The following is a 12,574-nucleotide window of genomic DNA, read 5'->3' as shown; positions in this document are numbered from 1 at the left end:
CCTGCGGGTCTGCTGCGGGGTGGTCGCTGGTTGGTGACATGGGCGTGACAGGGGGGTCGTTAGGGTGGCGGCATGCAGTCACGGGGGCACACATTCAAGCTTGCAGGGGTATCCGTACTGGTCATCCTCTCGCTGACCGGATTCTCCACGGGGCGTCACGGCCGGGGTCACCACGACAGCGACGGTGGGGGCGGTTGCAGCAGTTCCAGTCAGGACCACGACACGTCGTCGTCCTCCGGCGGCTCCGGCTCGTACCGGGACACCGACGATGACGACGACACCTACAACGGCGACGACACCTACAACAGCGGCGGCACCGGTACGACCGCGCCGGCGCCGGCGGACGCGACGGTGAGGCTGCTGAGCTGCGCGTCCAAGAAGGCGCCGTACGCGACCGTCGAGGTCGACAACCCGCACGGCACACCTGGCACGTTCGCCGTCACCGTCGACTTCGAGGACGCACGCGGCAACCGGATCGCCTCCGAGGTCGAGAAGGTCGACGTGTCCGCGCACGACACGGTCACGGTGAACGTGTACGTCGCCGGCTCCGCCCTCGCCGCCCGGGTCGGCCGGTGCGACCTGGACCCGACCGCCCCGGCCGTCGGCTGACCCGCCCGCCGCGGGGGCCGTACCTCACCGGGTGCGGAACTCCCCGGAGCGGCGGGCGGCGAACAGTTGCGCCTGGCGGTGCGCGGGCAGGTTGCCGAGCGAGACGAGGTGCGGGGCCTGGGCGAACCCCTGGGCCAGCGCACCCTCCCGGGCGGCCCACAGCGCCCGCACCGTGCCCTGCACCGCCTCGGCCGGATACCGGGCGATGACCGCGGCGCAGGCGCGCGCGGCGGCCAACGCCCCGCCGGGCTCGGTCAGTTCGGAGACCAGACCGATCTGGTGCGCCCGCCGTGCAGAGATCCGCTCGGCGCTGCCCATGAGCATCATCCGGGCGACCTCCCCGAACGGCATCCGCTGGGCCATCAGTACCGATTCGTAGGCGCTGACCATGCCGTAGGTGGTATGCGGGTCGAAGAAGACGGCGGTCGGGTCGGCGACGACGAAGTCGACCTCCCCGAGCAGATAGAACGCGCCCCCGCAGGCCATCCCGCGCACGGCCGCGACGACCGGCTTCCACAGGTCGTTCGTCTTCGGGCCGATCCCGAGCAGCGGATCGTCCTGCATATACGGCGACGAGGGCTGCGGCACCACGGCGTCCCGGTCGATCCCGGTGCAAAAGGCCCGCTCACCGGCCCCGGTCAGGACGATGGCCCGTACGGTGTCGTCGTACCGCAACGCCCGCCAGGCCGCGGCGAGTTCACCGGCCATGGAGAGGTCGATGGCGTTGAGCCGGGCCGGCCGGTCCAGGGTGACGACGGCGACGCCGGTGTCCGGGTCGGCGCTGACGCGGACGGCGGTCATGGGCGCTCCAGGGTCCACTGGGGCAGACAGGTGCCGTCGTCGAGGGTGCTGAAGACGACCTGCACCCGGGCACCGATCCGGATCCGCTCGGCAGGCACGGAGTCGAGCGGCGCCCCCGGCCCGGCGACCAGGTTCCCGACGAGCCGGATGCGGGGCGCGTCGTCGAGTTCGACCACGACGACGTTGTACGGCGCATGGGCGGCGTAGTCGGGCAGCAGCGGCGGATGGGGCAGCACGTACGACCACACGCGCCCGCGCCCCGAGGCCGCCCGCCACTCGTGGGCGAAGGACTGGCAGTGCGGGCAGCAGGGGCGCGGCGGGAACCGGGGTTCGCCGCAGTCGGCGCAGGTCTGGACGCGGAGTTCGCCGCGGGCGGCGTACTCCCAGAAGGGGGCGCCGTCGGCGTCGGTGACGGGGGTCAGCACAGCGGTGTCAACTCCTGTTCGTCAGAAGGAGGGCGGAGGTGGGCACGCCCTCGCCCGCGGTGACCAGGCAGGCGGCGGCCCCCGGGACCTGGGCGGTGCTGGTGCCGCGCAGTTGTTTCACGCCTTCGGTGATCAGGTTGAAGCCGTGCACGTACGCCTCCGACAGCCCGCCGCCACCGGTGTTGACGGGCAGCCGCCCGCCGATCTCCAGTGCGCCGCCCTCGGTGAACGCGCCGCCCTCGCCCCGCCCGCAGAAGCCGTACCCCTCCAGGGAGAGCGGGATGAGCGCGGTGAACGCGTCGTAGATCTGGGCGACGTCGATGTCGTCCGGGGTGAGGTCGGCGTGCTTCCACAGGTGCCGGGCTGCGGTCCAGGCCGGTCCGGTGAGGGGGTCGTCGGTCCAGTAGTTGACCATGCCGTGGTGCTGGGCGGGCAGGCCCTGGGCGGCGGAGTGGACGTGGACGGGGGCGTGCCGGCAGTCCCTGGCGCGCTCCCGGGAGACGACGACGCAGGCCAGCGCGCCGTCGGTCTCCAGGCAGTTGTCGAAGAGGCAGAGCGGTTCGCTGATCCACCGGGAGGTCATGTACATCTCGCGGGTCAGCGGCCGTTCGTACATCACGGCCGCCGGATTCTGGTTGGCGCGGTTGCGGCAGGCGAGGGCGACGTTGAAGAGGTGGTCGCGGGTCGCGCCGTACTCGTGCATGTAGCGGCGGGCGAGCAGGGCGATCTCGTCGGCCGGGCGCAGCAGCCCGTAGGGGCGGGTCCACTGGGCGGGCGTGGGGAGTTGGGCCGTGGTGTTGGTCCAGGGGCGGGGGCCGCTGCCGCGTTTGCGGGACCGCCAGGCGACCCCGACCGTGGCCTGTCCGGCGGCGATGGCGGCGGCGAGATGGGCGACGGTGGCGCAGGAACCGCCGCCGCCGTAGCCGACCTTGCTGAAGAAGGTGAGGTCGCCGAGGCCGACGGCCTTGGCCAGCTCGACCTCGTCGGTCTCCTCCATGGTGTAGGAGGCGAGGGCGTCGACCTCGCCGGGTGCGATCCCGGCGTCGTCGAGAGCGGCGAGCACGGCCCGGCAGGCGAGGGTCTTCTCGTCCTCCGCGAGGTGCCTGGCGAACGGCGTCTGTCCGATGCCGACGATCGCGGTGGCGTCCTTCAGACCGTTTCCCGCCATGGTGCCCGCCCCTTCGCCCGGTGGCCGCCCGGCCGTCCGAGGGCGGGCTGCCGCTGTGCTGACAGTCCGTCAGGCTACCGCTAATCTGACGGCCAGTCAGCTATCTGTCGAGGAGGCTCGGGGAGGCCGGTGGTGCGCGGTGACATGCGGTGGGGCAGCATTCCGGACCTGGTGCGAGCGGCGGCCGAGCGGTACGCGGACACCGAGGCCGTGGTCGACGGCCGCAACCGCGTCTCGTACGCGGAACTCGGCGCCCGCGTCGACCGAGCGGCGGCGGCCTGCCTCGCCGCAGGCACCGGCGTCGGCGACCGGGTGGCGATCTGGGCGCCCAACTCCCTCGACTGGATCGTGGCGGCGCTGGGCGCGGTGTCCGCGGGCGCGGTCCTCGTCCCGCTCAACACGCGCTTCAAGGGCGCCGAGGCCGCGGACGTGCTGCGGCGCAGCGGGGCCCGGCTGCTGTTCGTGACCGGCACCTTCCTCGGCACCTCGTACGTGGCGTCGCTGCGGCGGGCGGCGGCCGACGGCGAGGGGAGTGCGGGGCCGCTGCCCGGACTGCCCGAGCTGGAGCAGGTGGTGGTCCTCGCCGACGACGCCCCGGCCGACTTCCGTACCTGGCAGGACTTCCTGGCGGGCGGCGAGGGCGTGGGCCGCGCCGAACTGACCGCGCGTGCGCGGCGCCTGGACGGCGGCTGTCTGTCCGACATCGTCTTCACCTCGGGGACCACGGGCCGCCCCAAGGGCGCGATGATCACCCATGCGCAGACCCTGCGCGCCTACGACATCTGGGCCGGCCTGGCCGGCCTGCGCGCCCGCGACCGCTACCTCATCGTCAACCCCTTCTTCCACACCTTCGGCTACAAGGCGGGCGTGATCGCCTGTCTCACCCGGGGCGCGACGATGATCCCGCAGCCCGTGTTCAACGTGGACACGGCGCTGGCGAACATCGCCGCGGAACGGGTCACCGTCCTGCCCGGCCCGCCGACCCTCCTTGAGGCGCTGCTCGACCACCCGGCCCGGGCCGGCCACGACCTGTCCGCGCTGCGGCTCGTGGTGACGGGCGCGGCGGTCGTCCCGCTGCGGCTGGTGGAGCGGCTGCGCGGCGAACTCGGGGTGCGGACGGTGCTGACGGCGTACGGTCTCTCGGAGGCGAGCGGCATGGCGACGATGTGCCGCCGCGGTGACGCGCCGACGGTGATCGCGTCGACGTCGGGCCGGGCGATCCCCGGCACCCGGGTCCGGGTCGTGGACCCGGCGGGCACACCGGTGCCCGCCGGCACCCCCGGCGAGGTGCAGGTCCACGGCTTCCACGTGATGCGCGGCTACTACCGGGACGCGGCGGCGACGGCCGAGGCGATCACGGCGGACGGCTGGCTGCGCACCGGCGACGTGGGCGTCCTCGACACCACCGGCAATCTGCGCATCACCGACCGGCTGAAGGACATGTTCATCGTCGGCGGCTTCAACGCCTACCCGGCCGAGATCGAGCAGCTTCTCGCCCTGCACCCGGACGTGGCCGACGCGGCGGTGATCGGCGTCCCCGACCCGCGGCTCGGCGAGGTCGGCAAGGCATTCGTGGTCCGCCGCCCGGGCGCCCACCTCACCGCCGACGACCTGATCGCCTGGTCCCGCCGCGAAATGGCCAACTACAAGGTCCCGAGAACGGTCCAGTTCCTGCCGGCCCTGCCACGCAACGCGAGCGGCAAACTGCAGAAGACCGAACTCCGCGACCGCTGACGGCGATCGCGCCCGTCGGCACGCCTCGGCCGCGGCGGCTCCCCTCCGCGCCGCCGCGGCCGGTCCCCGTCCGGAGGAAGGTCTACTTGTCGTCCAGCTCCAGCGCGGGCGGCGCGGGCATGGCGTTGTTGAGCGTGCTGACCGTCTCGTCCTTGGCCGGCTCGCTGGGCATGGCGTTGTTGAGTGTGGTGACCGTCTCGTCGTCGGCGGGCGGCGTGGGCATCGCGTTGTTCTTCTTCGAGACGGTCGCGTCCTGCTTCTGGTCGCTCATGGGCCTGAATCCCTCTGTTCGGTGACGAGTGAGGAACGCCCGTCCGGAAGCTCCCCCGAGGGCTGCCGGACGGGCGTTCGGAGCCGCAGATTAACCGGTCGGGCTCCAGATCAGACCATCTGCCCCCCGACGCGACGGTCTGACAGGAACGAGGATGCCGGGTGGCGATAAACGAACGCTGAACGCCCGCGACCTGCCGGGGAAAGCACCTCGGTCACGCCGCGGAGGCGGGTGTCAGGAGCGGGCGCACGGTGTCGGCCTCCGGTGCGCCGCTCTGTTCATAGAGGTTGAGCGCCTCACGCCAGCAGGCTCTGGCCCGGTCCACCTGCCCCAGCTCGCCCAGTGCCTGTCCCAGGAGCGTCAGGACGTTGCCGCGCATGCGGTCCCCGCCGATGCAGCCCAGGGCGAGCGCCTGTTCGGCGTGCTGGGCCGCCTGTGCGAAGCGATGCCTGGCGAGATGCACCTGTGCGATACGGAAGTTGGTCACGCCCTCCCACAGCCGCTGCCGGTGGTCGTTGAAGATGCGCAGGGCCTCCGAGAACTCGTCCAGTGCCTCGGCATGACGGCCGGCCTGGTTCAGCGCGAACCCGAGCGCGAAACGGCTGTTGGCGAGGCGCACCGACCGGCCGATCTCGCTGTGTGCCGCGAGCCCGCGCCGTGCGATCTCCACCGCCGTGGCGGTATCGCCCATCCCCAGGTAGGCACGGGACAGGTTGCCCAGGACGGTGGCTTCGAACGGCCGGTTCCCCGCCGCCCGCAGACCCTCGAGCGCCTGGTCGAAGAGGACCTTGCCCTCGGCGAACCGGTTCTGGTGAAGACAGATGAGTCCCCGGTTGTTGGCCACCCAGCTGACGGCCGTCGCGTCCTGCGCGGCCTCGGCGAGTTCCATGGCGACGCGGGCCTCGTCCTCCGACTGCTCGATACGGCCGGAGACGAGGAGCACATCGCTGAGCACCGTACGCGCCCTGCCCTCGGCCCGTTCGTCGCCCATGGCCAGGGTGGCCTCACAGGTGGCTCGGGCCGTCATCTCGTACTGGTACGAGCTGGCCCCCGACTCGGTCAGGTCCTTGGCCACCCACAGCAGATCGACCGCCCGGCGCAGCCTCCCGGTTCCGGCCGCCTGCCGCACGCAGGCCAGCAGCGGTCCGGCCTCCGTGTACAACCAGTCGAGGGCCGCCGCCCCCTCGGTGAAGGTCAGCCCGGGATAGCGCGTGGGTTCCAGGTCGTCGACCAGCCGGTCCCGGGGCTGCTCGATGGCGTACACCTGCGCGGTCGACGCCAGATAGAAGTCCAGCAGCCGCGACAGCGCCTCGTCCCGCTCGCTCGGTGGGTGTTCGTCGCGTTCCGCGCAGGCGCGGGCGTACAGGCGGACCAGGTCGTGGAAGCGGTAGCGGCCGGGCGCCGCGGACTCCAGGAGTGAGGTGTCCACCAGGGACTCCAGCAGGTCCTCGGTGGCCTCCGGGGGCAGGTCGAGCACGGCTGCCGCCGCCGCGAGCGAGATGTCCGGGCCGTCCGCGAGGCCCAGCAGGCGGAACGCCCGGGCCTGGGTCGGTTCGAGCTGGCCGTAGCCGAGTTCGAACGTCGCCTTCACCGCGAGGTCGCCGGCCTGGAGTTCGTCCAGCCGGCGGCGTTCGTCCGCCAGTTTCGCGGCGAGGACGGACACCGTCCAGGTGCGCCGGGAGGCCAGCCGGGACGCGGCGATGCGGATCGCCAGGGGCAGGAAGCCGCAGGCCGCGACGACGTCGAGCGCGGCCTCGCGCTCCGCGGCGACCCGCTCCGTCCCGACGATCTTCGTGAACAGGGCCAGCGCCTCGTCCGGGGACATCACGTCCAGGTCCACCAGGTGCGCCCCGGCCAGGTCGACCATGCGCACGCGGGAGGTGACCAGCGCGGCGCAGCCCTCCGTGCCGGGCAGCAGCGGCCGTACCTGCGCCGCGTCGCGGGCGTTGTCCAGGAGCACCAGGACCCGTCGGCCGTCCAGCACCGACCGGTACAGCGCGGCCCGGTCCGCCAGCGAGTCGGGGATGGCCGTGTCCGGAGTGCCGAGCGCCCTGAGGAACGAGCCGAGGACGGTCTCCGGCTCGGCGGACCGCGGCCCGGCGCCCTGGAGGTCGACGTACAGCTGCCCGTCGGGGAAGGCGGCACGGGACCGGTGGGCCACGTGCACGGCCAGGGTGGTCTTGCCGACGCCGCCGATCCCGGCGAGCGCGGAGACGGCCATCACCCGGCCCTCGGACGTGGAGGCGGAGGCGAGGATCTGGCTCAGTTCGGTGACGAAGGCGGCACGGCCGGTGAAGTCGGGCACGGTGGCCGGGAGTTGGGCGGGGCGCAGCGGGACGGGCGCGGGTTCGGCGAGGGGCGCGGAGGGTTCGGCGAGGGCCGGGTCCGCCTGGAGTATGCGCTGCTGGAGGTCGCGCAGGCCGGGGCGCGGGTCGACGCCCAGTTCCTCGGCGAGCAGCCGCCGGGTGTCGGCGTACACGGCAAGGGCCTCCGCCTGCCGGCCGCTGCGGTAGAGGGCCAGCATCAGCAGTTCGCGCAGGCGTTCACGCAGCGGGTGGGCCGCCGTCAACGCCGTCAGTTCGGACACGGCCTCCGCGTGGCAGCCCTGTTCCAGGTCCATGTCGAGGCGGGATTCGAGGAGTTGCAGCCGCCACTCCTCAAGCCGTACCCGCTGCGCGTCGGCGTACGGGCCGGGCACGCCGGCCAGTGGTTCGCCGTCCCACAGGGCGAGCGCCCGGTTCAGTACGTCCCGGGCGTGGCACAGGTCACCGGAGGCACGGGCCTTGTCCGCCTCCGCCGCGAGGGCCTGGGCGACCGCCAGGTCCAGGGCGTCCGCGCCGAGGCCGCGCACCGCGTAACCGCCCGATTCGCTGACCAGGACGCCGGGGCCGAGCGCCTTGCGCAGGCGCGAGGCGTAGGTGCGTACGGCGGCGAGGGCCTGGAGGGGCGGCTCGGTGCCCCAGAGCGCGTCGATCAGTTCCGGTGCGGTCGCCGTCCTGCCGCCGCGCAGCAGCAGGGCGGCGAGCAGGGCGCGCTGCTGCGGGGAGCCGGTGGCCAGCGGCTCCCCGTCCTGCCAGGCGCGCACCGGTCCGAGCACGCTGAAGCGCAGCGCCGCCGGCTCCTGGGCCGAGGAGCCGGGACGCCGCTGCTCCGGTACTCGCGGTCGACCGTCCATGCGTTCGTCCCCCTAGGCATCCCGAACAACTACGTCAGTTTGCCTTGTTCAGGGCGGATGCGTCAGCCGTGCGAGACGCCGATCACAGGTGGGCGCGCGGGAGTCCACAACCTCCTCACGTCCTCTTCGCACGGTTGGGCACGGTCCTCGCGGTCCCGGCCCCGCCCACGATAGCTGACGGTTCGTCAGATCGGCGCTACGGTGAGCGCCATGGAGACCCGACCCGCAGCTCCCTTCCCGCAGATCATCTCGGTCGACGACCACACCGTTGAGCCGGCGCACGTCTGGCAGGACCGGCTCCCCAGGAAGTACCGCGACACCGGCCCCCGGATCGTGCGCGCGCCGCTGAAGGAGATGTCGTTCCTCGGCGGCCGGTTCAGGCCCGTCATGGGCGCGCCGGGCGACGAGGGCCCGGTGGGCGACTGGTGGGTGTACGAGGACCTGCACCGGCCGCTGACCCGCCTGGACACCGCGGTCGGCTACAGCAGGGACGACATCAGGCTGGAGGTGATCACGTACGAGCAGATGCGCGCCGGGTCGTACGACGTGCCGCGGCGGCTCGACGACATGGACGTCAACCATGTGCAGTCCGCGCTCTGCTTCCCCACCTTCCCCCGCTTCTGCGGCCAGACCTTCACCGAGGCCGCCGACCGCGACCTCGCGCTGCTGTGCGTGCGCGCCTACAACGACTGGATGGTGGAGGAGTGGTGCGGGCCCGCCGCCCGGGGCCGGCTGCTCCCGCTCACCCTCATCCCGCTGTGGGACGCCCACCTGGCCGCCGAGGAGGTCCGGCGCAACGCGGCCCGCGGCGTGCGCGCCGTGGCCTTCTCGGAGATACCCCCGCACCTGGGGCTGCCGTCGGTGCACACCGACGCCTGGGACCCGTTCCTCGCCGCCTGCGACGAGACCGGCACGGTGGTGGCGATGCACATCGGCTCCAGCAGCCGTATGCCCTCCACGTCCGAGGACGCGCCGCCCGCCGTCGGCTCCACCATCACCTTCGCCAACTGCTGCTTCTCGATGGTGGACTGGCTGATGAGCGGCAAGTTCGAGCGCTTCCCGAACCTGAAGGTGATGTACGCGGAGGGGCAGATCGGCTGGATCCCGTACATCCTGGAGCGCGCCGACGTGGTGTGGCAGGAGAACCGCGGCTGGGGCGGGGTCGCCGAGAAGGTCCACCGGCCGCCGTCCGAACTGTTCGCCGGGCATGTCTACGGCTGCTTCTTCGACGACGCGTTCGGGCTGCGCAACCTGGACGCGATCGGCGTCGGCAACGTCCTGTACGAGACGGACTACCCGCACTCCGACTCCACCTGGCCGAAGTCCCGCGAGGTCGGCGAGGCCCAGATGGGCCATCTGGCGGCCGACGTCGTCGAACGGATCGTGCGGGGCAACGCCATCGAACTGCTGGGGCTGACCGAGGACGGCCGCTGGGCGGGTGCGCGGTGAGCGTCGCGTACGGCATCCAGCTGCCCGTCCAGTCGCAGAGCACCCTGTACGCGGAGCGCTGGGAGGCCGACGCGGGCCCCGGCGACCTGGTCGAGATCGCCCGCGCCGCGGACCGCGCCGGCTTCGCCTACATCGCCTGCTGCGACCATGTCGCCATACCGCGCCGGCTGGCCCCGGCGATGGGCACCGTCTGGTACGACCCGGTGGCCACGCTCGCCCACCTGGCCGCCGTCACCACCCGCACCCGGCTGCTCAGCCATGTGGCGATCGTGGGTCTGCGCCACCCCCTGCTGACCGCGAAGCAGTACGCGACCCTCGACCACCTCTCCGGAGGGCGGCTGATCCTCGGTGTCGGCGCCGGGCATGTGGCGGAGGAGTTCGCGGTGCTGGGGGCGGACTTCCGGCGCCGCGGGGCCGTGCTTGACGAGTGCGTGGACGCCCTGCGGGCCGCGCTCGGACCGCAGGAGTTCCCCGAGCACCACGGCAAGGTGTACGACTTCGAGGGGCTGGGGCAGCGGCCCCGGCCCGCCCAGGAGCGGGTGCCCGTGTGGATCGGCGGTTCCTCGTCGGCCGCCGTGCGGCGGGCCGCGCTCAAGGGCGACGGCTGGCTGCCGCAGGGCGATCCGCGCGACCGGCTGCCCGGCCTGATCGCCGGACTGCGGCAGACCCGCGCCGAGGCGGGCATCGAGGCGCCCCTGACCGTGGGCGCCATCACCGAGCCGCTGTACGTCGGCCGGCCCGCCTGGGACGTCGGCCGCCGCACCCTCAGCGGTCCCGCGGACGCCCTCGCCGAGTCGCTGCGGGCCTACCGGGCGATGGGCGTGGACCAGATCCAGGTGCGGTTCCGCTGCCGCAGCCGCAGCGAACTGACCGACCAGATGGCCGCGTTCGGCACCGACGTGGCCCCCGATCTCTAGGAGTGGGCATGGGCAGGCTGGACGGACGCGTCGTGCTGGTCACCGGCGCGGCACGCGGGCAGGGCGAGCAGGAGGCCCGGCTGTTCCGGGCGGAGGGGGCCGAGGTCGTGGTCGCCGACGTCCTCGACGACCAGGGGCGGGCGCTGGCCGAGGAGCTGGGCGTGCTCTACGTCCACCTCGACGTGGGGGAGGAGGAGGGCTGGCGGGCCGCGGTGGCCGCCGCCAAGGAGGCGTACGGGCATATCGACGGGCTGGTCAACAACGCCGGCATCCTGCGCTTCAACGCCCTGGTGGACACGCCGCTGGACGAGTTCATGCAGGTGGTCCGGGTCAATCAGGTCGGCTGCTTCCTCGGCGTCAAGACGGTCGCGCCCGTGATGGAGGACGGGGGCACCATCGTGAACACCGCGTCCTACACGGCCGTGACCGGGATGGCGGCGGTGGGCGCGTACGCCGCCACCAAGCACGCGATCCTCGGGCTCACCCGGGTGGCCGCGCTGGAGCTGGCGCACCGGCGGATCCGGGTCAACGCGGTGTGCCCAGGGGCGATCGACACGGCGATGTCCAACCCGGCGCAGCTGGATCCGGCGGCCGACGCGGAGGAGACCAGCCGGGCGCTGGACGAGCTGTACCGCAAGCTGGTGCCGCTGGGGCGGATCGGCCGGCCGCAGGAGGTGGCCCGGCTCGCGCTGTTCCTCAGCTGCGCGGACTCCTCCTATGTCACCGGGCAGCCGTTCGTGATCGACGGCGGGTGGCTCGCGGGAGTCTCGGTCGTCTGACCATATCTGACGGACCGTCAGTCTTGACGGTCCATGCGCCCGGTGCCACAGTCGGGCGACAAGCCGATCTGACGCAGCGTCAGATATGCGGGACGACGACCAGGGGACGGTGAACCTCCTTGGAATTCGGGCTCTTTGTACAGGGATACGTGGGCAAACGCGCCGAGACCGATCCGCTCGCCGAGCACAAGGCGCTGATGGAGGAGACCGAGTACGTCATCCAGGCGGACCGTTCCGGCTTCAAGTACGCCTGGGCGTCCGAACACCACTTCCTGGAGGAGTACTCGCACCTGTCCGCCAACGACGTCTTCCTCGGCTACCTCGCCCACGCCACCGAACGCATCCACCTCGGCTCGGGCATCTTCAACCCGCTCGCCCAGGTCAACCACCCGGTCAAGGTGGCCGAGAAGGTCGCCATGCTCGACCACCTCACCGGCAACCGCTTCGAGTTCGGCAGCGGACGGGGCGCCGGCAGCCACGAGATCCTCGGCTTCCTGCCCGGCATCACCGACATGAACCACACCAAGGAGATCTGGGAAGAGACCATCGCCGAGTTCCCGAAGATGTGGCTCCAGGACGAGTACGAGGGCTTCCAGGGCAAGCACTGGTCGCTGCCGCCCAGGAAGGTGCTCCCCAAGCCGTACGGGACCTCGCACCCGGCGATGTGGTACGCGGCCGGGTCCCCGCCCTCGTACGCCATGGCCGCGAAGAAGGGCCTCGGCGTCCTCGGCTTCAGCGTGCAGAAGGTCTCCGACATGGAGTGGGTGCTGGAGCAGTACAAGACGGCGATCGTGAACGCCGAACCGGTCGGCGCGTTCGTCAACGACAACGTGATGGTGACGACGACCGCGATCTGCGCGCCCACGCACGCGGAGGCGATCGAGATCGCCGTGAACGGGGGGCTGCACTATCTGCCCTCGCTGGTCTTCCGCTACCACGACACGTTCCCGCGGCCCGACGGCTTCCCCGTGTGGCCCGAGACGCTGCCCGAGTACACCGCCGAGTTCATCGAGATCCTCATCGAGGAGGAACTGCTCATCTGCGGTGATCCGGACGAGGTGCGCACCCAGTGCAAGCGGTGGGAGCAGGCGGGGGCCGACCAGTTGAGCTTCGGGCTGCCGGTGGGGGTGCCGAAGGAGCAGACGCTGCAGACGATCCGGCTGATCGGTGAGCATGTGATTCCGCGGATCGACACGGATCCTGTGCATAGGACGTCCCGATTCCGGGCGGCCGGGTGATCGCCGTC

At 72.2% G+C, this 12,574-nt stretch carries 11 protein-coding genes; 6 read left to right on the top strand and 5 right to left on the bottom strand.

Annotated elements, in window-relative coordinates; genetic code table 11:
• The first annotated feature begins 72 nt into the window (after positions 1-72).
• Positions 73-609, top strand: a complete 537-nt coding sequence (locus ACIRFL_RS28505) for a hypothetical protein (RefSeq protein WP_404033933.1) — start codon at positions 73-75, stop codon at positions 607-609.
• Between the two features lie 24 nt (positions 610-633).
• On the opposite strand, the gene ACIRFL_RS28500 is transcribed toward ACIRFL_RS28505, so the two are convergent.
• Genes ACIRFL_RS28500 through ACIRFL_RS28490 form a run of 3 tightly spaced genes read right to left on the bottom strand, consistent with a single transcriptional unit; the run spans position 634 to position 3,003 of the window.
• Entirely contained in the window at positions 634-1,410 is a 777-nt protein-coding gene (locus ACIRFL_RS28500) for an enoyl-CoA hydratase/isomerase family protein (RefSeq protein WP_404033931.1), read from the bottom strand.
• Positions 1,407-1,835: a Zn-ribbon domain-containing OB-fold protein gene (locus tag ACIRFL_RS28495; RefSeq protein ID WP_404033929.1), complete on the bottom strand. Its 429-nt coding sequence runs from the start codon at positions 1,833-1,835 to the stop codon at positions 1,407-1,409. Before ACIRFL_RS28495 ends, ACIRFL_RS28500 begins: the two co-directional genes overlap by 4 nt.
• Positions 1,836-1,842: 7 nt before the next feature.
• Positions 1,843-3,003, bottom strand: a complete 1,161-nt coding sequence (locus ACIRFL_RS28490) for a lipid-transfer protein (protein ID WP_404033927.1) — start codon at positions 3,001-3,003, stop codon at positions 1,843-1,845.
• A 132-nt stretch (positions 3,004-3,135) separates the two neighbouring features.
• Here ACIRFL_RS28490 and ACIRFL_RS28485 point away from each other — a divergent pair, with 132 nt between their 5' ends.
• Positions 3,136-4,737, top strand: coding sequence for a FadD3 family acyl-CoA ligase (locus ACIRFL_RS28485; protein ID WP_404033925.1), 1,602 nt, complete (start codon positions 3,136-3,138; stop codon positions 4,735-4,737).
• 82 nt (positions 4,738-4,819) lie between these two features.
• Here ACIRFL_RS28485 and ACIRFL_RS28480 read toward each other — a convergent pair whose 3' ends face one another.
• Positions 4,820-5,008, bottom strand: coding sequence for a hypothetical protein (locus ACIRFL_RS28480; RefSeq protein ID WP_404033923.1), 189 nt, complete (start codon positions 5,006-5,008; stop codon positions 4,820-4,822).
• 214 nt (positions 5,009-5,222) lie between these two features.
• Positions 5,223-8,183, bottom strand: a complete 2,961-nt coding sequence (locus tag ACIRFL_RS28475; protein WP_404033921.1) for an AfsR/SARP family transcriptional regulator — start codon at positions 8,181-8,183, stop codon at positions 5,223-5,225.
• Positions 8,184-8,393: 210 nt separating this feature from the next.
• Here ACIRFL_RS28475 and ACIRFL_RS28470 point away from each other — a divergent pair, with 210 nt between their 5' ends.
• From ACIRFL_RS28470 to ACIRFL_RS28455, 4 genes are all read left to right on the top strand, one after another.
• The gene (locus tag ACIRFL_RS28470; RefSeq protein ID WP_404033919.1) at positions 8,394-9,632 is read left to right on the top strand and encodes an amidohydrolase family protein; all 1,239 of its coding nucleotides are present in this window, start codon (positions 8,394-8,396) and stop codon (positions 9,630-9,632) included.
• A complete protein-coding gene (locus ACIRFL_RS28465) occupies positions 9,629-10,549 on the top strand; it encodes an LLM class F420-dependent oxidoreductase (protein WP_404033917.1) in 921 nt (306 codons plus the stop codon). Before ACIRFL_RS28470 ends, ACIRFL_RS28465 begins: the two co-directional genes overlap by 4 nt.
• A gap of 8 nt (positions 10,550-10,557) precedes the next feature.
• A complete protein-coding gene (locus ACIRFL_RS28460; protein WP_404033915.1) occupies positions 10,558-11,328 on the top strand; it encodes an SDR family NAD(P)-dependent oxidoreductase in 771 nt (256 codons plus the stop codon).
• A 119-nt stretch (positions 11,329-11,447) separates the two neighbouring features.
• Positions 11,448-12,566, top strand: a complete 1,119-nt coding sequence (locus ACIRFL_RS28455) for an LLM class flavin-dependent oxidoreductase (RefSeq protein ID WP_404033913.1) — start codon at positions 11,448-11,450, stop codon at positions 12,564-12,566.
• Positions 12,567-12,574: the final 8 nt, after the last annotated feature.

Source organism: Streptomyces sp. NPDC102462, from assembly GCF_044765425.1.
In the GTDB taxonomy this organism is placed as follows: domain Bacteria; phylum Actinomycetota; class Actinomycetes; order Streptomycetales; family Streptomycetaceae; genus Streptomyces.
Note: the sequence above shows the minus strand (reverse complement) of the source record. Positions and strands in the feature narration are given on the sequence as shown.

Coding starts and splice junctions, on each gene's coding strand:
- ACIRFL_RS28505 (WP_404033933.1), top strand. CDS start 73: ATGCAGTCACGGGGGCACACATTCAAGCTTGCAGGGGTATCCGTACTG.
- ACIRFL_RS28500 (WP_404033931.1), bottom strand. CDS start 1,410: ATGACCGCCGTCCGCGTCAGCGCCGACCCGGACACCGGCGTCGCCGTC.
- ACIRFL_RS28490 (WP_404033927.1), bottom strand. CDS start 3,003: ATGGCGGGAAACGGTCTGAAGGACGCCACCGCGATCGTCGGCATCGGA.
- ACIRFL_RS28480 (WP_404033923.1), bottom strand. CDS start 5,008: ATGAGCGACCAGAAGCAGGACGCGACCGTCTCGAAGAAGAACAACGCG.
- ACIRFL_RS28475 (WP_404033921.1), bottom strand. CDS start 8,183: ATGGACGGTCGACCGCGAGTACCGGAGCAGCGGCGTCCCGGCTCCTCG.
- ACIRFL_RS28470 (WP_404033919.1), top strand. CDS start 8,394: ATGGAGACCCGACCCGCAGCTCCCTTCCCGCAGATCATCTCGGTCGAC.
- ACIRFL_RS28460 (WP_404033915.1), top strand. CDS start 10,558: ATGGGCAGGCTGGACGGACGCGTCGTGCTGGTCACCGGCGCGGCACGC.